This window comes from Cycloclasticus pugetii PS-1 (genome assembly GCF_000384415.1).
Taxonomy (GTDB): Bacteria; Pseudomonadota; Gammaproteobacteria; order Methylococcales; family Cycloclasticaceae; genus Cycloclasticus; species Cycloclasticus pugetii.
In genome coordinates, this window is sequence record NZ_ARVU01000001.1 from 949,174 (window position 1) to 972,150 (window position 22,977).

General features: G+C 39.4%; 18 protein-coding genes and 3 tRNA genes. 14 read left to right on the forward strand and 7 right to left on the reverse strand.

Annotated elements, in window-relative coordinates; genetic code table 11:
- Positions 1 to 43: 43 nt before the first annotated feature.
- From CYCPU_RS0104620 to CYCPU_RS0104630, 3 genes are read right to left on the reverse strand one after another with little or no spacing between them, the layout of a single operon-like run.
- Positions 44 to 943: a VOC family protein gene (locus CYCPU_RS0104620; protein WP_020162064.1), complete on the reverse strand. Its 900-nt coding sequence runs from the start codon at positions 941 to 943 to the stop codon at positions 44 to 46.
- Positions 944 to 971: 28 nt separating this feature from the next.
- Positions 972 to 1,520 (reverse strand): 3-phenylpropionate/cinnamic acid dioxygenase subunit beta, encoded by a 549-nt coding sequence (locus CYCPU_RS0104625; protein ID WP_016389470.1) that lies wholly within the window; start codon positions 1,518 to 1,520, stop codon positions 972 to 974.
- Positions 1,521 to 1,535: 15 nt separating this feature from the next.
- Entirely contained in the window at positions 1,536 to 2,852 is a 1,317-nt protein-coding gene (locus CYCPU_RS0104630) for an aromatic ring-hydroxylating oxygenase subunit alpha (RefSeq protein ID WP_015005744.1), read from the reverse strand.
- 358 nt (positions 2,853 to 3,210) lie between these two features.
- Here CYCPU_RS0104630 and CYCPU_RS0104640 point away from each other — a divergent pair, with 358 nt between their 5' ends.
- On the forward strand, positions 3,211 to 4,296 hold the full coding sequence (locus CYCPU_RS0104640) for a S1C family serine protease (RefSeq protein WP_020162065.1): 1,086 nt from the start codon (positions 3,211 to 3,213) through the stop codon (positions 4,294 to 4,296).
- 20 nt (positions 4,297 to 4,316) lie between these two features.
- Here CYCPU_RS0104640 and CYCPU_RS0104645 read toward each other — a convergent pair whose 3' ends face one another.
- The 4 genes from CYCPU_RS0104645 to CYCPU_RS0104660 form a co-directional block, all read right to left on the reverse strand.
- Positions 4,317 to 4,544, reverse strand: coding sequence for a FeoC-like transcriptional regulator (locus tag CYCPU_RS0104645; RefSeq protein ID WP_015005747.1), 228 nt, complete (start codon positions 4,542 to 4,544; stop codon positions 4,317 to 4,319).
- A complete protein-coding gene (gene feoB / locus CYCPU_RS0104650) occupies positions 4,541 to 6,898 on the reverse strand; it encodes a Fe(2+) transporter permease subunit FeoB (RefSeq protein ID WP_020162066.1) in 2,358 nt (785 codons plus the stop codon). Before feoB ends, CYCPU_RS0104645 begins: the two co-directional genes overlap by 4 nt.
- Positions 6,895 to 7,143: a FeoA family protein gene (locus tag CYCPU_RS0104655; RefSeq protein WP_016389466.1), complete on the reverse strand. Its 249-nt coding sequence runs from the start codon at positions 7,141 to 7,143 to the stop codon at positions 6,895 to 6,897. The genes feoB and CYCPU_RS0104655 overlap by 4 nt, the downstream gene beginning before the upstream one ends.
- Before the next feature lie 69 nt (positions 7,144 to 7,212).
- Positions 7,213 to 8,079 (reverse strand): CPBP family intramembrane glutamic endopeptidase, encoded by an 867-nt coding sequence (locus tag CYCPU_RS0104660; RefSeq protein ID WP_015005750.1) that lies wholly within the window; start codon positions 8,077 to 8,079, stop codon positions 7,213 to 7,215.
- Positions 8,080 to 8,175: 96 nt separating this feature from the next.
- On the opposite strand from CYCPU_RS0104660, the gene CYCPU_RS0104665 reads away from it, so the two are divergent.
- The 13 genes from CYCPU_RS0104665 (at position 8,176) to CYCPU_RS0104725 (ending at position 22,932) form a co-directional block, all read left to right on the forward strand.
- Positions 8,176 to 8,260, forward strand: a tRNA-Leu gene (locus CYCPU_RS0104665).
- Positions 8,261 to 8,306: 46 nt separating this feature from the next.
- Positions 8,307 to 9,614, forward strand: a complete 1,308-nt coding sequence (gene tig / locus CYCPU_RS0104670; protein WP_015005751.1) for a trigger factor — start codon at positions 8,307 to 8,309, stop codon at positions 9,612 to 9,614.
- A 24-nt stretch (positions 9,615 to 9,638) separates the two neighbouring features.
- Positions 9,639 to 10,259 carry an ATP-dependent Clp endopeptidase proteolytic subunit ClpP gene (gene clpP / locus CYCPU_RS0104675; protein ID WP_015005752.1) on the forward strand — a complete coding sequence of 207 codons (621 nt, stop codon included), beginning with the start codon at positions 9,639 to 9,641 and terminating at the stop codon, positions 10,257 to 10,259.
- 124 nt (positions 10,260 to 10,383) lie between these two features.
- Positions 10,384 to 11,661 (forward strand): ATP-dependent Clp protease ATP-binding subunit ClpX, encoded by a 1,278-nt coding sequence (gene clpX, locus CYCPU_RS0104680; RefSeq protein ID WP_015005753.1) that lies wholly within the window; start codon positions 10,384 to 10,386, stop codon positions 11,659 to 11,661.
- Between the two features lie 125 nt (positions 11,662 to 11,786).
- On the forward strand, positions 11,787 to 14,198 hold the full coding sequence (gene lon / locus CYCPU_RS0104685) for an endopeptidase La (RefSeq protein ID WP_020162067.1): 2,412 nt from the start codon (positions 11,787 to 11,789) through the stop codon (positions 14,196 to 14,198).
- A gap of 219 nt (positions 14,199 to 14,417) precedes the next feature.
- Positions 14,418 to 14,690 (forward strand): non-specific DNA-binding protein Hbs, encoded by a 273-nt coding sequence (locus CYCPU_RS0104690; protein ID WP_015005755.1) that lies wholly within the window; start codon positions 14,418 to 14,420, stop codon positions 14,688 to 14,690.
- A gap of 17 nt (positions 14,691 to 14,707) precedes the next feature.
- A tRNA-Val gene (locus CYCPU_RS0104695) sits at positions 14,708 to 14,783 on the forward strand.
- Positions 14,784 to 14,787: 4 nt separating this feature from the next.
- A tRNA-Asp gene (locus CYCPU_RS0104700) sits at positions 14,788 to 14,864 on the forward strand.
- Between the two features lie 414 nt (positions 14,865 to 15,278).
- Complete coding sequence (locus CYCPU_RS0104705) at positions 15,279 to 17,186, forward strand: SurA N-terminal domain-containing protein (protein ID WP_020162068.1); 1,908 nt, start codon at positions 15,279 to 15,281, stop codon at positions 17,184 to 17,186.
- A 6-nt stretch (positions 17,187 to 17,192) separates the two neighbouring features.
- Entirely contained in the window at positions 17,193 to 18,455 is a 1,263-nt protein-coding gene (locus CYCPU_RS0104710; RefSeq protein ID WP_016389460.1) for a dicarboxylate/amino acid:cation symporter, read from the forward strand.
- Between the two features lie 66 nt (positions 18,456 to 18,521).
- Positions 18,522 to 20,609: an ABC transporter substrate-binding protein gene (locus CYCPU_RS0104715; RefSeq protein WP_033422329.1), complete on the forward strand. Its 2,088-nt coding sequence runs from the start codon at positions 18,522 to 18,524 to the stop codon at positions 20,607 to 20,609.
- Entirely contained in the window at positions 20,606 to 21,583 is a 978-nt protein-coding gene (locus tag CYCPU_RS0104720) for an ABC transporter permease (RefSeq protein ID WP_015005759.1), read from the forward strand. The genes CYCPU_RS0104715 and CYCPU_RS0104720 overlap by 4 nt, the downstream gene beginning before the upstream one ends.
- On the forward strand, positions 21,583 to 22,932 hold the full coding sequence (locus CYCPU_RS0104725) for an ABC transporter permease (RefSeq protein WP_020162070.1): 1,350 nt from the start codon (positions 21,583 to 21,585) through the stop codon (positions 22,930 to 22,932). Before CYCPU_RS0104720 ends, CYCPU_RS0104725 begins: the two co-directional genes overlap by 1 nt.
- Positions 22,933 to 22,977: the final 45 nt, after the last annotated feature.

Sequence of the window (22,977 nt, forward strand, 5' to 3'; positions counted from 1 at the left end):
TTCAGTAAGTGCTAATCAGTGATAGCCTGAATATAGTGCCTTGTTATATATCAATATCCATACCATAACCAGACGCTTCTACACCATGACCAAAAATGTCACCAGCATAATGCTCTTGTGTCTCTGGTTTAACATAATCACCCCAACCTAATTCCATCAACCAACCAGAAGGAGTAGCTGAATAGAAGGTATACAGTTGATCATTAGCATGTTTACCTAACTGCATAGCAACATCAATACCTTGGTTGCGAATAATATCGTGAGATTGGCCAAAATCGTCTAAGTGACTGTATTGGATATGAAGGTGGTTTAGCCGCTCAACCATGCCATGGAAACCAAAAGCAATGGAATGTTGACGGCTGTTACAGTGCATAAAGCAAGGCTCAGCAAAGTTACCATCGGGCATTGGAATTCTATACTCTACCGAGCCAACTAAGCCTAATAATTTATAGAAGTTATACGTTTCTTCATCGTTATCTGAACGCACAAGAACGTGACCTAACCCTTGGTCGCCAGCAATAAAGTTGCCAAATAATGGGCGGCCAGGGTGGAAGGGTTTCATAACATCTACTTGAGGACTGTAATAAATTTCATTCGCTGTGCCTGATGGATCTTTAAGTTTTATCAGCGCCAATACATGACGCTCACGCGCTTCTTCAGGCGTTCCAACTTGAAAATCAACGCCAGCATCTGTTAGTTGTTTTTGCATGGCTTTGAATTCTTCTTGCCCAGCGACACGCCAGCCCATATAAGCTAAATCATCACAATCAGCTGTTTCATGAACAGTAATACGATGATGCTGAAGGTCCATTCTTAGATGAAAGCGGTCATCTTGACCACTTTCAACAATTTGAAGACCAATGCATTCTGTCGCGTATTTCCGCCAAGCAGCAGCGTCAGTGATATTAAGACCTAAATAACCTAGTTCTATTACCTTTACCATTTTCTCTCCTCGTTAAGCTTAAAGATGTTTATAAAAATACGTTTAAACTTTTGTTCATAAAGATGTTTTGATCCAAAATAATTTTACGTTTGGCCAGTTTTAATTGCCCATCAACGCGACGTAAAATATCAGTACGATGACCAACCATTAGGTGTTCTTCATCTTCATTCATATTGCGGTTGACCGTTGTTAATGAATACACTTTGTACTCATCTGGATTCTTTGTATGTTCAACCTCGATATTGCTGATAACATGAGAAGAGCGTGTGGCTGGGTCTTCAGACCAACACGTTCCGGTATCATTTCGTAGAACTCGCCTTTTTAAGTTATGCATATCATCATTGTAATAAGCCATACCCTTCACGGTTGGTTCTACATGGTTTTTACGATAGCGCTGATAACGATAAGGCATCCAGTAGTGAATATCGTCGGTTAGGATACCCAACCAAGCATGAAATTCTTCGGTATCTAGTAAACGAGCTTCTTTATACAAAAACTGCTCAACCTCAAAAGTAAGCTCCATAGAGGCCGGTACTGGTGCTGCTACTGCTGCTGTTTTTTCTGATAAATTTGTCATCGACCTAGCTCCTATTTAGTTGTTTTTTGTATGACGGGGTCTGTAACGTGTTGGTACGTCATTCCATGAATCAGCATTCATCAAGTCAGCCCAGCGGGTATAGAAATGTCGTTGATTGGCGTCGTTAAACTGGCCTTTGTAAATGATGCCCGGTAGCTCTTCGTGCTCAATTTCTCGGGTAATACCGCAGCCATAATGAAGTTTTTCTTGGCGAGTTAAATAACCCTTATTGACCTGTGTATTGCCTTCCCAGTTTTCCCCATCGTCCATCTCAAGAACACCGGCTGGGTTAAAGGTCATCATGCAAGCATTATTAATTTCTTGTTTGATCTCTTCGGGCATGTTTTTATTAACAATGGTGAAAACACGTAGTTCTAACTTTTTAGGCCCTCTAGGTAACCAAACACGAAATGTTTGAATGCCAGGTAAAAATGAAATATTGGGAAATAATGAAACGGAGGCTAATGAACCAAATATATTGGAGCGAAGCTCACCATATTTCTCTTTAATTTTAGGTTTAATGATGTCTCTGACATAATTAAGCCACTTTTCAGACCCACCAATCACTACATCTGCGTAGCCATCGGTTCCAAACTCCCAACCATGCCCATTAATACTTGCGTGATAAGAGTTTTCAGTTACTGCTGGGCCAAAGCCTTCACCTTTATTCATGGCTTTAAGGCCAGAGTCATGGTTCCAAAGCGCATGGTAAGCATCACCAACAAAGTTTTCTACGCCAAATTTCCAGTTGGCATTAACATATGATTTAATGCCGCCATCAATGAATTCTGTTTCTCCATCGTTGTCAAACATCATGTCTAAGTACCAACGAAAATCACCGAGCCACTCATCCAGCGAAGGTGCATCTTGGTCAAATGTCGCAAATATTAAGCCCTTATAGGTTTCAACACGCGCTTGTTTTGGGCTCCATTTTTCTTTATCAATATCGCCTTCATCATAAACATGCTCGTTCGCTAAAGCGCCTAGCTTGCCGTCAATACCAAAACTCCAGCCATGGTAATTACATATAAAAGAGCGAGCATTGCCTTCGTCTGCAAAACAGAATTTGTTTCCACGGTGTGGGCATGAGTTTAAAAAAACTCTGACGTTACCATCTTTTTGTCGCGCCCCAATAACACCATCTTCGCCCATATAAGTGGTATAGAAATCATTAGCATTGGGAATCATTGAGTCATGAGCGATGAATTGCCATGATTTAGCAAAAATTTGTTTTAATTCTTGCTCATAAATTTCTTCTTCCCAAAAAATACGTCGATCGACCCATCCTTCGTCATTATCAATAAATTGATGGTAGTCGGTATTATTAGTCATAAAGTAGGTTCTCCTAAGTGACGAGTTATAAAATACAGTTGCTTTCAAGTAATATTTGTTTTTACTGTGGCGCAAATTCTAATGTTTAATGCCTATAACTACTCTGATGTAGATCAGGAAAATAAAAAGAAGGAAACCCTACTAAAGCAAGTTCTACTATTAAGTATTTACACAATAAAACTTGTTGAAAAAGCAGGATGAGAAGGGCCTGAAAGCCTTTGAATAATTGATGCTAACCATTGAGACCGATAATAAATTTAAAATTTGAGCTAGACTTTCTTTATCGACAAGGGGGTTTTTTTAAGGTCAAATGATCACTGATACGACCATGAGGGCAGTGTTTACACTGATATAAATTATGCGTTTTATAATCACCTTAACAACAGTCTGCTTACTTTATATTCCAAGCACTTGTGTGGCGGAAATATTTAAATATAAGGATAAAGGTGGGCATTGGCAGTTTTCTGATTCGCCTATCAATGAGGATGGGGCTACCGAGGTTCGCGCATATAAAAATTCAACCGCCTCTGTCGAGAGGTCAAATGATTTTATAACGCTGCTAAATAGTAAATACCCATTTACTAATCCTGTTCAGCAAGCAACGAAGGCTGTTGTTACTGTTAAAAGTAAACTTGGTTCTGGATCTGGCTTTTTTGTAACCGAGGATTGTTATTTAGTGACGAATAAGCATGTGGTTCGCCCCGCTAAAGGTAAGCAATGGGATGCGACGCAGGCAAAGATCAAAAAAAATAGTTTAATATTTAATAGTAATAAAATACGGCTTAATCAACAAAAAGAGCGGCTCTTTATTAATAAGCAAAAACTCGATGATTTTCGAATATATATAGACGGTTTGAGATCAGACAAAGAAAAACAAATCGCGTTACGCGAGTACGCGCTTTATGAGCAGCAATATCAGCAAGACCTGCAACAACTGAATGAAACGCAGAGGCGCCTGAGCTTGGATGAGGACATCTTTAATCGACAAAAATCTGACTTTAACTTCTCTAGCGCGGTGTCAAATGTTGCTCAGTCATTTGATATTGTTTTAAAAGATAATACTAAAGCAAGAGCCAAGCTAATTAAGGTGGCGTCGACAGATGACTTGGCTTTGCTGAAAGTAAATGCCTGTAAAGCGCCTTACTTAGAAATGGCACCTGGCTCAGTCGTACAGGGTACAACCGTTCATGCAATTGGAAGCCCCTTGGGGTTACGTGATCAGTTAACAGATGGGACGGTAACTCAGGTGTTGCAAAACCGAATAGTCACTGACGCACAGATTTTACCGGGTAACAGTGGTGGGCCATTGATAACCGATGATGGTCATGTGGTGGCAGTTAATACCATCAAAGTAGCAAAAGGGTCTGCGTTAAAGACTGGGTTTGGCGTTTCGATTCCAATTGCTAAGGTTAGGAAAAATTTTGCTGAGTATTTAAATAATTAAATAAAAGGTATTTATTAAGATTAGCGAGGGCCAGTCCATTCATAGATATCTATTGTCTCGGGGTCACAACTTCTACAACCACCTTGGCAAAGTGAGCCAGCTGGAAGTTTTTTTGCATAACCTTTTTTTACCCAGTGTTCGAGCATTGATTTGGCGTCATCTTGAGAGATTTTGAAATGTAAGGCTAAATCACGAACAGGAGCGCTTCGTGCGGCTTGTAAGTAATCACGGACCTCTAATAAAATCATGCGTCTTTAATCAGTGTTGGTTCAACAGCGAGTAATTTCTGGCCAAGTTGGCGAAGCGTAAGCCATATTCCTAGAAAGCCAGCAATGAATACACATAACCAAATCAGTGTTTGTGTTGGATGGCTTGAAAAGTTCGCAATTTGATAGAAAGAAGTCGCCATGCTGTATGCCAAATAAAGGCTCCAGAAAATAGAAAATAAGGCCCAACGTGTTCCTGTTTCACGTTTAACGGCGGCAATCGCAGCAACACAAGGGACATATAAAAGAATAAAGAGTAGATAACTAAAGGCACCAATTTTGCCATCAAAATATTTCACCAAGGTGCCAAAGAGAGCTGAGCTAACTTCTTGCTCAGTTGCGGCTTCATCAAGATTGTCGTTGGCATCAAGTGTCCTTAAACCAAGCGGGTCGCCCATGTTTTGGAACGCATCATTTAAATTATCTTTAGTTGTTGTCACAGCTTCTGAGAACTTATTTTTAAGGCTAAAGTTTTCGTCGTTATCGTCGGTGTTGCCTTCAATATTTGAATAAACTGCATCGAGTGTTCCAACAACCACTTCTTTAGCGAGTAAGCCACTAAAAATACCAACGATAGCGGGCCAATTTTCTTCTTGGATTCCCATCGGTTCAAAGGCAGGTGTGAATGTTTTACTGACTTCACTCAAGACTGATTTTGAACTGTTTTCATTACCAAAACTGCCATCAGTGCCAACGGAATTAAGAATATTGATCACCATGACCATCATGACGATAAATTTGCCAGCTTCTAATACGAAACCCTTTAGGCGTTCCCAAGTGTGGATTAGTAAGCTTTTGATGGCTGGTCGGTGGTAAGGGGGGAGTTCTATGAGAAAACTATCAGACTCACCCTCAAGCACGCTGCTTTTTAGTAACAGTGCGGTAAAAATAGCCGCTGCAATACCTAATAGATATAGTAAGAAAACAATATTTTGCCCAGATTGAGGAAAAAAAGCTGCAGCAAACAAGGCATACACAGATAACCGTGCACCACACGACATAAACGGCGCCATCATCACCGTCATAATGCGGTCACGTTGCTTTTCTAGGGTACGTGTAGCCATGATGGATGGTACGTTGCAACCAAAGCCAATAATTAATGGCACAAAAGCTTTGCCGGGTAGTCCAAGCTTACGCATAAAACGATCCATAACAAAGGCAGCTCTGGCCATATAGCCGGAGTCTTCGAGTATAGATAAACAGAAATAGAGAGTCGCGATGATGGGGATAAAGGTAGCAACAACTTGGATACCACCGCCTAAACCATCAGCGAGTAAGACTTGAAACCAATTGGGAAAATCCAAATTCTGGAGTTGAATTTTAAATCCATCAACAAACAGCGCGCTGGCGGTAATGTCAAAGAAATCAATAAAAGCGCCACCAAAGTTAATGGTTATACTGAACATTAAGTAGATGGCTAAAAAGAAGATAGGTAAGCCGAGATAGTCACTAAGAATGACTTTGTCTACTCGGTCAGACCATGTTTGTTGAATGTTTTTGACTTGCTTGACTACCTGTAAGGTTAGCTGGTGTGCAAATTCATAGCGGCTGGCAGCAATAAGAGTATCTGCATCTTCTCCAGTTGAATCTTTTATATAGAGCTGTCGGCTAGCACAAATTTCTTCGGTTTGCTGTGTTGTAGTGGGGGAGAAGTACCCCTCTAAGCATTGAAGCGCATGCCATCGTAGAATAAATGGGGAGTTGCGTTGCGTATTTAACGTCGGAATAATTTCATCAAGAGCTGAGGTAACGGCAGTCGGGTATTCAATGTTTAAGTGATGCTTAGGCTGCTCATCAATTACCGTTAATATGCTTTCTAAAAGTGAGGTGATTCCTTGGTTTTTACGTGCAACAATAGGAAAAACAGGGCAGCCAAGAGCGTTAGATAAAGCCTCTAGGTCGATGTTCATGCCACGAGATTTGGCAACATCCATCATGTTTAACGCAAGTACAGCTGGAATGCCGGTTTCAAGTAATTGACTGGTAAGGAACAGGCTGCGTTCTAGATTGGCTGCATCTGCAACAATTAAAAGTGCATCAGCCTCTTCGGATAAAATATATTGGCGAGCTATTTGTTCATCAAGAGCCTCGCGGTCACTATCAAGCGCATAAACACCTGGTAAGTCGACCAAAACAAGCTCTTGGTTGTTAACTTTAGTAAGCCCTTCACGACGGTCCACTGTAACGCCAGGCCAGTTCCCCGTTTTTTGTTTAATGCCTGTAATAACATTAAATAATGTTGATTTTCCGCAGTTAGGGTTGCCAATAACGGCAATGACAGGGCTTTTATTAGAGGGGCGTACGGGCATATTTTCTTCGCAACATTGCTTGGTCATAATGTTTCTATTACTACTTGTTTTGCGAGGGTTTCATTCAGAGCAATACGAGTATTTCCAATACTGACAATAATTCCACCTTTGCTTCTTTGAGTAACCTGAAGGGGAATTAATTTAGAAAAGCCTAGCGTTAGCAATTTTTTTTCTAACGAATGAGCCATTTGATTTTTACACAGCATTACTTCCTGGCCAATTTCAATATCAGCAAGAGTAGCGTACTGGTTTAATGCCTGGTTATTTGACATGTGATCTCAAACGTTAATGATAATGATTCCCATTCTAATCTATGATTGAGTCATGTCAAGGATGTGGAATTAAGAATGCGGTTGATACTTAGGTTTAATGACATAGATCAGGTAAGCAAAAATGATTACGCTAATCCAAATAAAACTAAGAATACCAATTATGCCATCGTATTGCCCAGTTAAGTAAGTCCAGCTTGATGCGGGGTTATGGTCAGTGAGTTCTTTAGTTATTTTTATGAGGAAAACCCAGCTAGCATGTAGACCAATGCAATAAGCAAGAGTACGTGTCTGAAGACGAACTAGGGCAAGGAAAGCGCCAACAACAAAAAGCGCTAGAAAGTCATCAAGCGGCATAAATGCAACTGCTTTAAATGCATTAACGATAACTTCAAAACCAGTGCCTATATATAAAAGGTTTTGATCAATATGTTCAATGGGTTTAATAAAGTGCAAAATGGCATAAAAAAAACTACTAACAACAACCGCCGTAAAACCGTTGTGCCATTGTTGGCTTAGCTTGAAGAATAGCCCTCTAAATAAGGTTTCCTCTATTAAAGCAACGACGATTCCGGCTAATAATGCTTTAGAAACAAGTTTCCATGTGAATTGAGCATCTTCTGACAGTACTCTAATATCAAGAACGATCAGAGTAAACACAACAACGCCAAGAATTAACAGGCCAGAAATAAAGCCGAATGATGTTTTTTTAAAGAAGTTGCCATAGGTATTATTGTGTCCAATGGCGTTTAAACTCAATTTAAAAAACTTAAAACATGGAATCAGTCCTAAGATTAAAAATAAAAGGGCGGCGCGCGTAACCCATTTTTCAAAACGATATTCATTTGTGCCAAACGCTAAAAATAATGGATAGGCGATTAAAGCAGCCAAAACAGAGGCTGTTAAGAAGTAAAAAACAAAAAATAAGGTAGCTTTCATATGGTTTTTTTACATTTAAGTAAAATTGTATTCAAAAAGGAGTGCAAAAATGTTGAAAGAGTCGGTATGATACCGCACATTATTTCCAACCAAAATGCGAAAGTGGCGGAATTGGTAGACGCGCTGGATTTAGGTTCCAGTATCGTAAGATGTGAGAGTTCGAGTCTCTCCTTTCGCACCATCTATTTTTTTGAACAATCATCAATAAACTACACTAGAGAATAATTATGCAGGTTTCTGTTGAATCTATTTCTGATATTAAAAAAACATTAACAATCGTTGTCCCTCAAGAAGAGGTCGATACGGCGATCAATAAGCGTTATGACGATGTGAAACGAAACGCACGGATTGATGGATTTAGACCTGGTAAGGTTCCTATGAGCGTTATCAAAAAGAAATTTGGAGCAAGTGTGCGCGCTGAAGCGTTATCAGAGTTAACACAAAGCTTTTTTTATAAAGCAATCATGGAAGAAAAGCTAAACCCAGCCAGTGCGCCTGTTATTAAAGCTAACGAAGCTGAGGTTGAAGGGTATGAGTTCTCAGCAAGCTTTGAAGTCTATCCAGAGATTACAGTTAACCCAGTTGAAGACTTATCACTGAATAGCCCAGTAGTGGAAATTGCAGAGTCTGATATAGATAATATGGTTGAAAAGCTGCAAAAACAAAAAGCAAGCTGGAAAGAAGTTAAAACCAAAGCTAAAGACGGTAACCAAGTAACAGTTAGTTTTGAAGGTAAAGTAGGTGATAAGCCTATCTCGGAAGAGCCTATTAAAGGTTTCCCTGTTGTTCTTGGCTCAAAAAGCATGATACCTGGGTTTGAAGAAAACTTAAAAGGCGTGAAAACTGGTGAGAAATTAAGTTTTGAAGTGACTTTTCCTGAAGACTATCAACAAGCTGACTTTGCCGGCAAGGTTGGGGTTTTTGATGTAGAAGTGGATAAGGTTGAAAAGAGCGAATTACCTGAAATAAATGAAGAGTTTATTAAGGAATTTGGTGTGGAAAGTGGTGATGTGGCTGACTTTAGAGCAGACCTTGCTAAAAATATGGGCGGTGAGTTAACTCGTGCATTAGCAACTAAACGTAAAGAAATTGTCATGGATGCAATTGTTGAAAACAATGAAGTGTCTGTGCCAGAAGCACTTGTTGATAATGAAATTAATCAAATGCTTGCTTCGCTAAATGAAAAAGCAGCTCAGGCAGGTCAACCAGCACAGCCGGATTTACCAAAAGAGCTTTTTAAAGATCAAGCAACTAAACGCGTTAAATTAGGCTTGCTATTGTCTGAAATGATCAAGCAAAATGATATCAAAGCGGATGCTGAAAAAGTACAAGCACGAATTGAAGAGTTTGCTCAAACGTATCAATCGCCTGAAGAAGTTATCAATTGGTATAACTCTAACCCAGAAGAGCGCAATAAAGTTGAAAGCGTTGTATTAGAAGACCAATTGGTTGATTGGGTGTTAGAAAAGGCTAAAATAACAGAAACTCAGTTAACGTTTGATGAGCTAATGGCACCTACTCAAGCAACTGGATAAATGACAGATAATAAGGGAGTTAAGATGCAAAATAAACTAGAGGCGCAGGCACTTGGATTAGTTCCGATGGTGGTTGAGCAGACTGCACGTGGCGAACGTTCATACGATATTTACTCTAGACTCCTTAAAGAACGGGTTATTTTCTTAGTAGGCCAAGTGGAAGACCATATGGCTAATTTGATTGTTGCTCAGATGCTATTTTTAGAATCTGAAAACCCTGATAAAGATATCCACCTATATATTAATTCACCAGGTGGTTCTGTCACAGCAGGTATGTCTATCTATGACACGATGCAGTTTATCAAACCAGATGTTAGTACTATGTGTATCGGTCAAGCAGCCAGCATGGGTGCATTATTGTTGACAGGTGGTGCTGAAGGTAAACGATTCGCTTTACCACACTCAAGAATGATGATCCACCAACCGCTGGGTGGTTTTCAGGGTCAAGCATCTGATATTGATATTCATGCGAAGGAAATTCTATTAATCCGTGATCGTTTAAACAAAATTATGGCTTCACATACAGGCCAGCCGTTAGATGTTATTCAAGGTGATACCGATAGAGATAACTTTATGGGTAGTCAACAAGCCGTTGAATACGGCCTGATTGACCAAGTATTAAAAACACGTAATATAGAAGAGTAGAATAGTTAGCGCTTGGACTGGACAGATTTATAATCTTTAGCATACTGTATATAGCATGTAACTAAAGATTAAGAGTAATGAAACAGTCAACCCTAATAATGAGTGTTAAAGAAAAGAGGTTTGTATGAGTGATGATAAAGACAATGGCGAGAATGATAGTAAGCTTTTGATTTGCTCGTTTTGTGGAAAGAATCAGCATGAAGTTAGAAAGTTAATTGCAGGCCCTTCTGTTTTTGTTTGCGATGAGTGTGTAGAGCTTTGTAACGATATTATTAAAGAGGAGCTTCAAGAGAATGAAGCGACAGGCGCAGGTGATAAATTACCTAAACCCTCTGAAATTAAAGAATCCTTAGATAAGTATGTGATAGGCCAGCAACAGGCCAAAAAAATCTTATCAGTTTCAGTCTATAACCACTATAAGCGTCTAAATGCCTCAAAAGGTGTTGATGATGTTGAGTTGGCAAAAAGTAATGTATTGTTAATTGGCCCCACCGGCTCAGGCAAAACATTATTGGCTGAAACATTAGCAAGAATGTTAAATGTTCCTTTTACCATTGCAGATGCTACGACGTTAACTGAAGCGGGTTATGTTGGAGAGGATGTCGAAAACATTATTCAAAAAATCTTACAAAAATGTGATTTTGATGTCGATAAAGCTCAAAACGGCATCGTGTACATTGATGAAATAGATAAGATCTCACGGAAGTCGGACAACCCGTCTTTAACACGTGATGTTTCTGGTGAAGGTGTCCAACAAGCATTGTTAAAATTGATTGAAGGAACAGTTGCTTCAGTCCCTCCACAAGGTGGAAGAAAACATCCACAGCAAGAATTTTTACAAGTAGATACCAGTAACATCTTGTTTATTGTTGGTGGTGCGTTTGCCGGTTTAGATAAGGTTATTAAAGATCGTTCTCAAAAAAATGTCGGCATCGGTTTCTCAGCTGAAGTAGTAAGCGAGAATGAAGCGCCAGATGTCAGTGATGTTTTGCAAAATGTTGAGCCGGAAGATCTTGTTAAATATGGTTTGATTCCAGAATTTGTTGGCAGGTTACCTGTTGTAGCAACGCTTGAAGAGCTAGATGAAGATGCATTAATTCAAATACTCAGTGAACCTAAAAATGCATTAACAAAACAATATGTAAGGCTTTTCGAAATGGAAGGCGTTGAACTTGAATTTAGAGAAGAAGCCTTAAGAGAGGTCGCAAAGAAAGCGATGGCTCGTAAAACAGGTGCTCGTGGTTTAAGGACAATTTTAGAACATGTATTACTAGACACAATGTATGACTTACCTTCGCTAGATAATGTTTGTAAAGTTGTTATTGATGATAAGGTTATTCGGGGTGAGTCTGACCCTATGTTTATTTATGAAAATGATAAAAAAGTAGCATCATCGGAATAAAATAGACTTCAAAGAGAAAAAAAGGCGCTTTAAGCGCCTTTTTTTATGAGTTATGGCTTGAAAATAATGTTCGGTGCCCTGATATTCTTACTAATACTAAATTTAATTCTTTAAGGCGGTAACTAATGAACGAAAAACTAGATTTAACAAACTTACCAATTCTTCCGCTGAGAGATGTGGTTGTTTACCCACATATGGTGATTCCGCTTTTCGTTGGTCGCGATCGATCAATACAGGCGATTGATTTTGCGATGGAAGATAATAAAAAAATTGTTCTAGTTGCACAAAAAAACCCAGATAACGATGATCCCAAAGAGGGTGACCTTTATCAAGTCGGTACCTTAGCCACTATTTTGCAGCTCCTTAAGTTGCCTGATGGAACGGTAAAGGTTTTAGTAGAAGGTGAGCAGCGAGTTAATATTGATAAGATTTATACCAATGAAAAATTGTTTGGTGCAGATGTCAGTTTGCTGAAAGATGCCGTAGACCTTGAAGAGCAAGAAATGGATGTGCTAATTAGGACCGTTAGTTCCGCCTTTGAAAGCTATGTGAAGTTAAATAAAAAAGTACCACCTGAAGTATTAACTTCATTATCTGGTATTGAAGACTCTGGCCGTCTTGCAGATACTATGTCAGCGCACATGGTGTTGAAAGTTGAAGAAAAACAAAAAATACTGGAAACATATAACCTTCGCGAACGTTTAGAACATTTGCTGTTATTGATGGAGGGTGAAGTTGATATTCTGGAAATGGAAAAACAAATCCGTAGCCGGGTTAAGCAACAAATGGAAAAGAATCAGCGCGAATATTATTTGAGTGAGCAAATGAAGGCCATTCAAAATGAATTGGGAGACATGGAAGAAGGTTCAAATGAGATAGATGAACTCGAAAAGAAAATAGCTGATGCAGGGATGTCAAAAGAAGCAAAAGAAAAAGCTGAATCAGAACTGAGCAAGTTAAAAATGATGTCCCCGATGTCAGCTGAAGCCAGTGTTATACGTAATTACATTGATTGTATGGTTAATGTGCCGTGGAAAAAACGTACGCGTATTAGGCATGATCTCGCTGCTGCACAAAAAGTGCTTGATGCTGACCATTATGGGCTAGAGAAAGTAAAAGAAAGAATTTTAGAGTACTTGGCTGTTCAACAACGGGTTAAAAACATGAAAGGGCCAATTCTTTGCTTGGTCGGGCCTCCAGGTGTTGGTAAAACATCCTTGGGGCAATCTATTGCTCGTGCGACGAACCGTAAGTTTGTAAGAATGTCTTTAGGTGGTGTGCGAGATGAAGCTGAAATACGTGGACATCGTCGTACATACATTGGTTCAATGCCAGGTAAAATTTTACAAAACTTGTCAAAAGTTGAAACAAAAAACCCTTTATTCTTGCTTGATGAAATAGACAAAATGGCAATGGATTTCAGAGGCGACCCTGCTTCTGCTTTACTTGAGGTGCTTGATCCAGAACAAAACAGTACGTTTAACGATCATTACTTAGAAGTGGATTTTGATTTGTCTGATGTTATGTTTGTCGCGACTGCAAATAGCATGAATATACCGGGTCCCCTGTTGGACCGTATGGAAGTGATTAACCTCGCTGGTTATACTGAAGATGAGAAAATTAACATCACGGAGAACTACCTCATTACCAAACAATTAAAAAATAATGGTTTGAAAGAGTCGGAATTGCACGTAAGCCAATCAGCGATTAGAGATACGGTGCGTTATTATACGCGTGAGGCTGGAGTTAGAAATATCGACAGAGAAATGTCTAAAATTTGTCGAAAAGTAGTGAGAGACATTTTACTGAGCAAACCTAAGAAGCGAATCAATGTTACATCGCGTAACCTTAGTAAATACTTAGGGGTTAGGCGATTTGACTTTGGTAAAGCCGAAGAAACTAATCAAATTGGGCAAGTAACTGGCTTGGCTTGGACAGAGGTTGGTGGTGAATTACTAACAATTGAATCAGCTATTAGCGAAGGTAAAGGCAAGTTAACACTTACCGGTAAGTTAGGTGATGTTATGCAAGAATCTATTCAAGCTGCTTTAACAGTGGTCAGAAGTCGTGCTGCAATGTTAGGTGTTCCAGCTGATTTTTATCAAAAGAACGATATACATGTACATGTTCCTGAAGGAGCAACGCCTAAAGATGGTCCAAGTGCAGGTATCGGTATGTGTACGGCCTTAGTATCATCCTTAACGGGTATTCCTGTATTAGCTGATGTGGCTATGACAGGGGAAATTACGCTTCGAGGTGAGGTGTTACCGATCGGTGGGCTTAAAGAAAAATTGTTAGCAGCTCTTCGCGGTGGAATCACAACGGTTGTAATCCCACACCAAAATGAAAAAGATTTAATAGAGATGCCGGCTAATATTAAACAAAATTTAACGATAATCCCTGTCCGCTGGATTGATGAGGTGCTGGAAGTCGCGCTTGAACGGTCCCCGACACCATTGAAAGGAAGTGAAAAGTTAATAAAAAAAGATGACAAAAAAAGTAAACCTTCAAAAAATAAAACGGTGACAGCACATTAAGCTGAAGTGTTTGATTTAATTGAGGCAAGTAAATTAATTGAAGGTATGCTTTAAAAAAAATATAGTCATAAAAACCTTCTGAAGCTTGACACTGGTGGGGGGGAAAGGATATAAAATCTCCTGTTGTGTGAATAGTGAGGTAGATATAGCCGCTCTAAACACCAGTAACAAAAAAAATTAACTTTAAAAATTATTTAATCATCCTATTGGGGAAAATTTATGAACAAATCAGACCTTATCAATGCAATCGCTGAAGAATCAGGACTTACTAAAGCTGACGCAGGCCGCGCATTAGATGCCACTATCTCTTCTGTTAGTAGTGCACTTAAAAGCGGTGACTCAATCTCACTTATTGGCTTTGGTACCTTCTCTGTAAAAGAGCGTTCTGCACGCACAGGCCGCAATCCACAAACGGGTGAAACGATTCAAATTAAAGCTTCAAAAATTCCTTCATTTAAAGCTGGCAAAACTTTAAAAGACTCTGTAAACTAGCGCCTCTTCTGTTCTTGGGGTGCTTAGCTCAGCTGGGAGAGCGTCGCCCTTACAAGGCGAATGTCGGGGGTTCGATCCCCTCAGCACCCACCATTTAGGAGTGGTAGTTCAGTTGGTTAGAATACCGGCCTGTCACGCCGGGGGTCGCGGGTTCGAGTCCCGTCCACTCCGCCATTGGTACAAAAAACCATTAATTTGAAAAAATTAATGGTTTTTTTTTGCTCATCGAAAATGTGAGTTAATTTAGAACACGATGCAATTAATAGGATGTTTATAAGTGACCCCTATAAAGTGCTATCCGTTGTTTAATAAATGCAGTTGCCAGCAGTAACGCCGCTTAATATCGTTTTCTTGGCTAGTGTCCTTGTTGTTGTAAAGGATAGTTTGTTCAAACTAACGCACACTAGCCTAAAATATGGTTTAATTTCCTCACATATAGTGCAATAGTGAATTCCCTTTTAGGATGCTGCGGCCACTGTCAATAAACATTAAATTGTTAATGCAGTGGTTTTATATAAACTGAGAGTGTTGTCTTTTGAGACGACTGTTAAGCACTATTTTTTTAAATTTTTATGCGGATTATTTTTTATGTTAGATAGATTGCGGGTACATGTTAAAGGTTGGTTGGGTATGGTTATTCTTATAATGATCTCTATCCCATTTGCTTTGTTTGGCTTACAAAACTACACCAATGGTGGGTCCGAAAAAGCGGTCGCTAAAGTAGGGGATTATAAAATTTACCAAGCGGATGTTAATCAGGCTTATCAAAACCGCGTGGCTCAATTAAAAGAGCAATATGGTGATCAATACTCTGCTGACTTATTTAATCAAGAGGCAATACGCCAAGAGTCGTTGAATCGATTAATTCAAGAACAACTAGTTTTGCAAACAGTTAATAAAGATGGCTATGTCGCATCAAACAAGGCCGTTCTTGATGTAATTTCTAATATAGATGCCTTTCATAAAGACGGACGGTTTGATAAAACAACCTATGAGCAATTATTACAAGCAAGAGGCTTAACAACCACTGATTTTGTAGAAACGGTACGTGCAAGCATTGAACGAGAACAATTTATAAACTCTATTATAGGTACGACCTTAGTAGACGAGAGTGAAATAGATGAATTTCATCGTTTAACGAATCAAACTAGGGATATTAAGTATTTGTTGCTGCCTATTTCTTCAGTGGTTAATGAAGTGGTGGTAACAGATGAAGAGCTTAACGAACATTATTCACAAAATAAGCTTCTTTATAGATCACCTGAAGAAGCATCTATTGAATATATTTCATTAAACTTGTCTGACTTGATGTCGGAGGTTTCCCCGTCGAAAGATGAATTGTTAGCGTTCTATGAACGTGAGCGTCAGTCATTTACGGTATCCGGTCATCGAAGAGCGAGCCATATATTGATTGAAGCAACTGCTGATCTCGCAGATGCAGAGAGAGAGGAAAAGAGAGCAAAAGCCGACATGGTTTTAAGCCGACTTAACAAAGGAGAAAATTTTGCAAGCTTGGCTAAAGAGTTGTCTGAAGATATTGGTTCGGCTGAATCAGGTGGTGACTTAGGCATCATCACCGACGGTATGATGGGCGCAGAGTTTGAAAAAACGCTGGATTCTCTTGAAGAAGGCGAGGTTAGTAACGTAGTTCAAACTCAATACGGCTTTCATATTATAAAGCTGGTCTCAAAAGAGGCTGATAAGGTGCAACCATACGAAGCAGTAGAAGAGACAGTAACAGAACTGTTTAAATTAAATGTTGCTAGCGAAAGGTTTTATCAACTAGCAGAGCGTTTTGCTGAGTTAGCGTTTGAAAATCCAGATTCATTAAACCCTATCGCTGATGAATTAGGGTTAACGGTTGAACAACAAACGGGTATTACACGTACTAGTGATGAGGGCATTGCTGCCAGCACTAAAGTGCGTCAGGCTGTGTTTAATGAAGATGTTTTAGCGGGTAATAATAGCGATGCAATTGAAATAGGCTCTGAGCATTTAGTTGTATTACGTATTAATGACTATGTTCCTGAGGCAACAATGCCGTTAACTGCAGTAAAAGATAGAGTTGAATTGTCTGTTAAAAAAGATAAGGCTAATGAATTGTTAACACAGAAAGCGGCTGATTTACTGTCTCAGCTAACATCAGGGGTAACGATTAATACCTTGTCAACGTCAGATGATGTCCTGCTTGAAGATATTGGACCGGTGACAAGGCATGATAAATCGGTTCCAGTAAAATTATTAAACGATGCGTTTAGTATGTCTCACCCAACACAGGGAAAACCCTCTTTTAAATTAAGTACGCTAGACAATGGCGATGTTGCGATTATTGAGTTGAGTAAAGTAACTGATGGCGACCCAACAGAGATGACAGAGACTTCACGCCAAACATTTAAGCAGTTTTTATCACGTTTAACTGGTGAAGTAATGTTGGCCGCAACAATAGAAAATTTAAGTGTTGAGGCAGACGTGGTTTTAGCTAATCAAGCACAATAAGTTGAAATGAAACTACACTGGCAAATTTTTATTGCAATTGGCTTAGCGATTATTGCGGGTATTGCAACAGGAGAAGAAGCGGGTATAGGTTCATTCACTTTTTATGATGTGTATGTATTTTTAGGTACGTTATTTCTTAATGCACTAAAAATGTTGATAGTCCCATTGATCTTGTCATCGATTATTTGTGGAATTGCAAATATGGGTAACTTAGGTGGTTTAGGTCGTTTAGGGGGGAAGACAATTACGTATTATCTGTCGACCAGTCTGGTTGCTATTTTAATCGGTTTGGTTTTGGTTAATATCGTAGAGCCAGGCATCATTGCTGGTGAACCAGTTCGTGATCGTGTTGGCTTAACGGAAGATATTACAGAGGTTGCTTCAAAGCTAGAAGGAAAAGGAGCTGCTGATATCACCGGTATATTTTTACGGATGGTGCCAACCAATATTGTCGCAGCAGCAGCCAATGGCCAAATGTTAGGGCTGATCTTTTTTGGACTATTATTTGGCTATTTTATGACTCAAATAATCGAACAAAGAAAAACAGTTTTGCTGACATTTTGGAATGCAGTATTGGATGTAATGATGAAAATGACCGATTGGGTCATGAAGTTTGCACCGATCGGTGTTTTTGGCTTAGTAGCTAAAGTAGTTGCTTCAACAGGCTTAGCTGCTTTTTTACCATTAGCCTATTTTTTCTTTACGGTATTAGGTGCTTTAGTTATTCATATGTTTGGTGTTATGCCATTAGTGTTGAAATACCTCGGTGGCGTTAAACCACTTCGCCATTACAAAGCGATGACCCCCGCATTGCTGACCTCTTTCTCAACAAGCTCGTCGTCAGCCACACTGCCCATTACGTTAGAGTGTGTTGAAAAAAACGCAGGTGTTTCAAATCGTACAAGTAGCTTTGTCTTGCCGTTAGGTGCAACTATTAATATGGATGGTACGGCGTTATACGAATGCGTGGCAGCTATGTTTATTGCTCAAGCTTATGGCTTAAGTTTAGGGTTTACTGAGCAGTTTCTTATTGTCCTAACAGCCTTGGTTACCTCGATTGGTGTAGCGGGTATTCCAGCGGCAAGTCTTGTTGCAATCAGTATTATTTTGGTAACAATAGGGCTTCCATTAGAGGGCATTGGGCTTATTCTTGCTGTCGATCGTGTTTTGGATATGTGTAGAACCAGCGTTAATGTATTTAGTGATTCTTGTGGCGCAGTTATTATTGCTCGAAGTGAAGGCGAAGATCAGGTTTTACAATCAAAATAAATCATCGTGAATAAGCCAGTAATTAAACTGCGTAGGGCAGCGGGTTTTCTCTTTTTAGTGCTATTAATGTCTGCTTGTACAGATAAGGCTTTAAATAACCCTTATGTTGAGGATCACGGAGAAGGCAAGGTCATATATTCGTCATTTTCTGAACGGCCTAAGCATCTTGATCCTGCGAAAGCGTACAGTTCAAATGAGTATGCCATTATTGCGCAGGTCTACGAACCATTATTTCAATATCATTATTTAAAACGGCCTTATCAATTAGAACCGTTAGCGGCCGCTAAAATGCCTTCGGTCAGCTACTTAAATGCGAAAGGTGAATATTTGTCAGACGATGCGGATGTGGCCAATATTGCTTTTAGTGAATATCATTTAACAATTAAAAATGATATTAAATTTCAGCCCCACCCGAGTTTTAATCTTGAATTACATAAAACATTGCCCGAGGGTTGGGATACTCGGTCTTTATACGACTTACCAACGGCAACACGTACATTAACGGTAGATGATTTTATTTATCAAATAAAGCGTTTGGCTGACCCAGCAACACAATCACCAATAGCCAGCTTAATGGCGAACTATATAGTGGGTTTTAAAGAGTTTTCAGAAACACAAACGGCATTACAAAATAAATCGCCTAGATTAAGTAAAACTCAACGTTTGCACTCTGAGCAAATGACTGGCATCAAAAAATTAACGGGTCAACACTTTACGATTCGCATCAAAGGGAAATACCCACAGTTTATAAATTGGTTAGCAATGCCATTTTTTGCACCAATGCCCTGGGAAGCAGATGAGTTTTATTCAAACCCTCTATTGGTAGAAAAAAACATAACATTAGATTGGTTCCCTGTGGGAACAGGACCATATTTTTTGCAAGAAAATAACCCTAATAGACGAATGGTTCTGGCAAAAAACCCTAATTTTCATACGGAGTATTACCCTTCAGAAGCATACCCTGGTGCAGATATTCAGACCTTATTGATGGATGCAGGCAAACCATTACCCTTAACAGATAAAGTGATTTTCTCGTTAGAAAAAGAGAGCATTCCTTATTGGAATAAATTTTTACAAGGTTATTACGATGTCTCCGGTATTAGTTCAGATAGTTTTGACCAAGCGGTTAGTTTTTCGGCGCAAGGGGATGTTGGTTTAACCGATAATATGATTGCACGTGGCATTGGCCTACAAACAGCGGTGACAACATCGACCTATTATTTCGCGTTTAATATGTTAGATAATGTTGTTGGTGGTGATTCTGACAAGACTAGAAAGCTACGTCATGCTATTTCTATAGTTATGGATTATGAGGAATATATTTCAATTTTTCAAAATGGTCGTGGTGTTCCAGCACAAAGTATTATTCCTCCAGGTATTTTTGGTCATGTTGCTGGTAAGCAAGGGATGAACCCTGTTGTTTATAACTGGCGTGATGGCTTACGCAGACGGACTGTGGCTGAAGCAAGGGAGTTGCTGGCTGAGGCGGGCTACCCGAATGGGTTAGACCCAGCAACTGGGAAACCGTTGGTTTTATATTTTGACACAATGGACAGTGGGCCAGATAGCAAAGCTAGACTAAATTGGTTACGTAAACAGTTTGATAAACTTAATATTCAACTGGTTATTCGTAGTACAGATTACAATCGCTTCCAAGAAAAAATGCGTAATGGTAATGCGCAAATGTTTATGTGGGGTTGGAATGCAGATTACCCAGATCCTGAGAATTTTTTATTTTTGTTATACGGCAAAAATGCCAAATCAATTCATGGCGGTGAAAATGCTTCTAATTATCAAAATAAACAGTTTGATCGTTTGTTTGAGAAAATGAGCGCTATGGAAAATACCCCTGAACGCCAAGCGATCATTAAACAAATGGTAGCAATCAGCCAACAAGATGCACCGTGGTTATGGGGCTTTCATCCAAAAGCTTTTTCACTACATCATGCTTGGTATAAAAATGCATACCCCAATTTAATGGCCAATAATAAAACTAAATACATCAATATTGACCCTGAGATGAGGGATGAATATCAAAAGAAATGGAATGCGCCGGTTTATTGGCCATTAGTGTTCGTTTTATTGGTGATAGCCTGTTTACTATTACCTGCTTACATTATCTATCGGCGAATTGAGCGTTCCACAGCCCTATGATTAATTACATTATCAGACGTTTGTTTTATGTATTACCTGTGTTGCTTGGGGTCAATATATTAACGTTTGTACTATTTTTTATTGTTAATTCACCCGATGATATGGCGCGAATGCAACTGGGTGATAAACATGTGACTCAGGCTGCGGTTGATAACTGGAAGCAACAACGTGGCTATAATTTACCGTTACTGTGGAACAAGCAAGAAGCGGGTGTTAAACAGTTTTCGGAAACAATTTTTTTTGAAAAATCAGTGGGTTTGTTTGTATTTGATTTAGGCGTTTCTGATAGTGGTCGTGATATTGTTGCCGATATTTCGCAACGGATGTGGCCCAGTTTAGCTATCGCTATTCCATCATTAATATTTGGGGTATTAGCAAATATTACATTTGCCCTCTTATTAATATTTTATCGAGGCAGTATTTTAGAGTTTGGTGGTTTGTTTTTATGTATAGCCTTAATGTCTATTTCAGGGCTGTTTTATATTATTGCTGGTCAATATTTTGTAGGCAAGTTGTTAGCGCTAACCCCCATTTCTGGATATGCTCCGGGTGTCGATGCACTTAAGTTTATTATCCTACCTGTGTTGATTGGTGTGGTGTCTGGTTTAGGCTCTGGTGTTCGCTGGTACCGTACGTTATTTTTAGAAGAGGCTGCAAAGGATTATGTTAGAACAGCAAAAGCAAAGGGGCTGTCTGATATCGAAGTATTATTTAAACATGTGCTTAAAAATGCCATGATTCCAATTCTAACCGGCATTGTTGTGATATTACCCTTGCTCTTTATGGGGAGCTTGATTACCGAATCGTTTTTTGGAATACCGGGTTTAGGCAGTTACACCATTGACGCGATCAGTAGTCAAGACTTTGCTATTGTTCGTTCAATGGTGTTTCTTGGTTCATTTTTATACATTATTGGCCTGCTTTTGACCGATATTTCTTACACCTTGGTTGATCCAAGAGTACGGCTAGATTAATGCTGACGCTTTTATGGACAGATATGGCTGTGTTTGCCCTTGTGATCAGTGGGGTATGGGCTGTTTGCTATTCTCGAAAAAAAGAACATTTACGCCGGCCTTGGTTAAAAGTAATGAACAACTCGGTTGGCGTTATATCACTAACCGTTTTATTGGTGTTTTTATTGATTGGTACGTTAGATTCTATTCGGCTTGAGCATCATGAAACATTAGCGAATGGACAAATAAATGAACATGCAGAAGTCGTCAGTGTGTTGGATATCATATTGACGCCTTTGCGCACAAAGGTAGAGAAAACGTACTCTAAGCCTTTTGCACATTTGGCCTATGCTAAAGAAATGCGTGTCGATGCAAGCGGTGTTACTCGCTGGGTTTATCCTCCGTTGCTTCATGGAGGGGCGCATTTAGCTAAACCATCTAATAAGCAAAAAGATATCCTGGTTAAAATCTTACAAGGACTAGCAACGGGGGTTTTGGTCTGGTTCTTCTTAATAGCTATTTTTAAGCTGATAAGTAAACGTGCATTATTTACTGGCTCTAATGGCCTAAAGAGTTGTCTCTTAACGCTATTGGTTATATTTTGCTTAGTGTCTGTTTTAACAATGTTAGCACCTCATTACCATGTTTTAGGTACAGACAAGGTGGGCGAAGATGTGCTTTATCAAGCGATAAAAAGTATTCGTACAGGCTTGGTTATTGGTGCACTGACAACCATTGTTATGTTGCCTATAGCGATTACTTTTGGCTTAACCGCTGGGTTTTTTCGCGGTTGGATAGACGATGTTATTCAATACCTCTATACCACCCTAAGCTCCATTCCTAGTGTGTTACTGATAGCTGCAGCTATCTTAATGGCGCAGGTTTATATGGCAAATAACCCTGAATTATTTACCACAGTTGAAGACAGAGCGGATATGCGGCTCTTGCTGCTGTGTATGATTTTAGGTATTACGAGTTGGACAGGGCTTTGTCGACTATTACGTGCGGAAACCTTGAAAATTCGCGAAATGGACTATGTTGTTGCTGCTCGAGCATTAGGTGTTGGGAAGTTTCAATTGTTGAAGCGGCATGTGCTGCCTAATGTCATGCATATAGTGATGATTACCATTGTGCTCGATTTTAGTGGATTAGTGCTGGCCGAAGCGGTTCTGTCTTATATAAATATAGGTGTTGATCCATCAACCTACAGCTGGGGCAATATGATTAATACATCGCGGTTAGAAATGGCGCGTGAGCCGATTGTTTGGTGGTCTTTAACCGCGGCGTTTATTTTTATGTTTACCTTGGTGTTAGCGGCTAATTTATTTGCGGATGTCGTACGGGATGCTTTTGACCCAAGATCAATATAATTGAAAGCGTAGATTAACTTAAATTAAATTTGTAACGTATTGAAT

Bases quoted from the DNA above. Each gene is read 5' to 3' on its own strand.
- lon (WP_020162067.1), top strand. From the start codon at position 11,787: ATGAACGAAAAACTAGATTTAACAAACTTACCAATTCTTCCGCTGAGA.
- CYCPU_RS0104660 (WP_015005750.1), bottom strand. From the start codon at position 8,079: ATGAAAGCTACCTTATTTTTTGTTTTTTACTTCTTAACAGCCTCTGTT.
- CYCPU_RS0104725 (WP_020162070.1), top strand. From the start codon at position 21,583: ATGCTGACGCTTTTATGGACAGATATGGCTGTGTTTGCCCTTGTGATC.
- CYCPU_RS0104655 (WP_016389466.1), bottom strand. From the start codon at position 7,143: ATGTCAAATAACCAGGCATTAAACCAGTACGCTACTCTTGCTGATATT.
- CYCPU_RS0104710 (WP_016389460.1), top strand. From the start codon at position 17,193: ATGAAACTACACTGGCAAATTTTTATTGCAATTGGCTTAGCGATTATT.
- CYCPU_RS0104640 (WP_020162065.1), top strand. From the start codon at position 3,211: ATGCGTTTTATAATCACCTTAACAACAGTCTGCTTACTTTATATTCCA.
- feoB (WP_020162066.1), bottom strand. From the start codon at position 6,898: ATGACCAAGCAATGTTGCGAAGAAAATATGCCCGTACGCCCCTCTAAT.
- clpP (WP_015005752.1), top strand. From the start codon at position 9,639: ATGCAAAATAAACTAGAGGCGCAGGCACTTGGATTAGTTCCGATGGTG.
- CYCPU_RS0104625 (WP_016389470.1), bottom strand. From the start codon at position 1,520: ATGACAAATTTATCAGAAAAAACAGCAGCAGTAGCAGCACCAGTACCG.
- clpX (WP_015005753.1), top strand. From the start codon at position 10,384: ATGAGTGATGATAAAGACAATGGCGAGAATGATAGTAAGCTTTTGATT.
- CYCPU_RS0104715 (WP_033422329.1), top strand. From the start codon at position 18,522: ATGTCTGCTTGTACAGATAAGGCTTTAAATAACCCTTATGTTGAGGAT.
- CYCPU_RS0104645 (WP_015005747.1), bottom strand. From the start codon at position 4,544: ATGATTTTATTAGAGGTCCGTGATTACTTACAAGCCGCACGAAGCGCT.
- CYCPU_RS0104620 (WP_020162064.1), bottom strand. From the start codon at position 943: ATGGTAAAGGTAATAGAACTAGGTTATTTAGGTCTTAATATCACTGAC.
- CYCPU_RS0104690 (WP_015005755.1), top strand. From the start codon at position 14,418: ATGAACAAATCAGACCTTATCAATGCAATCGCTGAAGAATCAGGACTT.
- CYCPU_RS0104705 (WP_020162068.1), top strand. From the start codon at position 15,279: ATGTTAGATAGATTGCGGGTACATGTTAAAGGTTGGTTGGGTATGGTT.
- CYCPU_RS0104630 (WP_015005744.1), bottom strand. From the start codon at position 2,852: ATGACTAATAATACCGACTACCATCAATTTATTGATAATGACGAAGGA.
- CYCPU_RS0104720 (WP_015005759.1), top strand. From the start codon at position 20,606: ATGATTAATTACATTATCAGACGTTTGTTTTATGTATTACCTGTGTTG.
- tig (WP_015005751.1), top strand. From the start codon at position 8,307: ATGCAGGTTTCTGTTGAATCTATTTCTGATATTAAAAAAACATTAACA.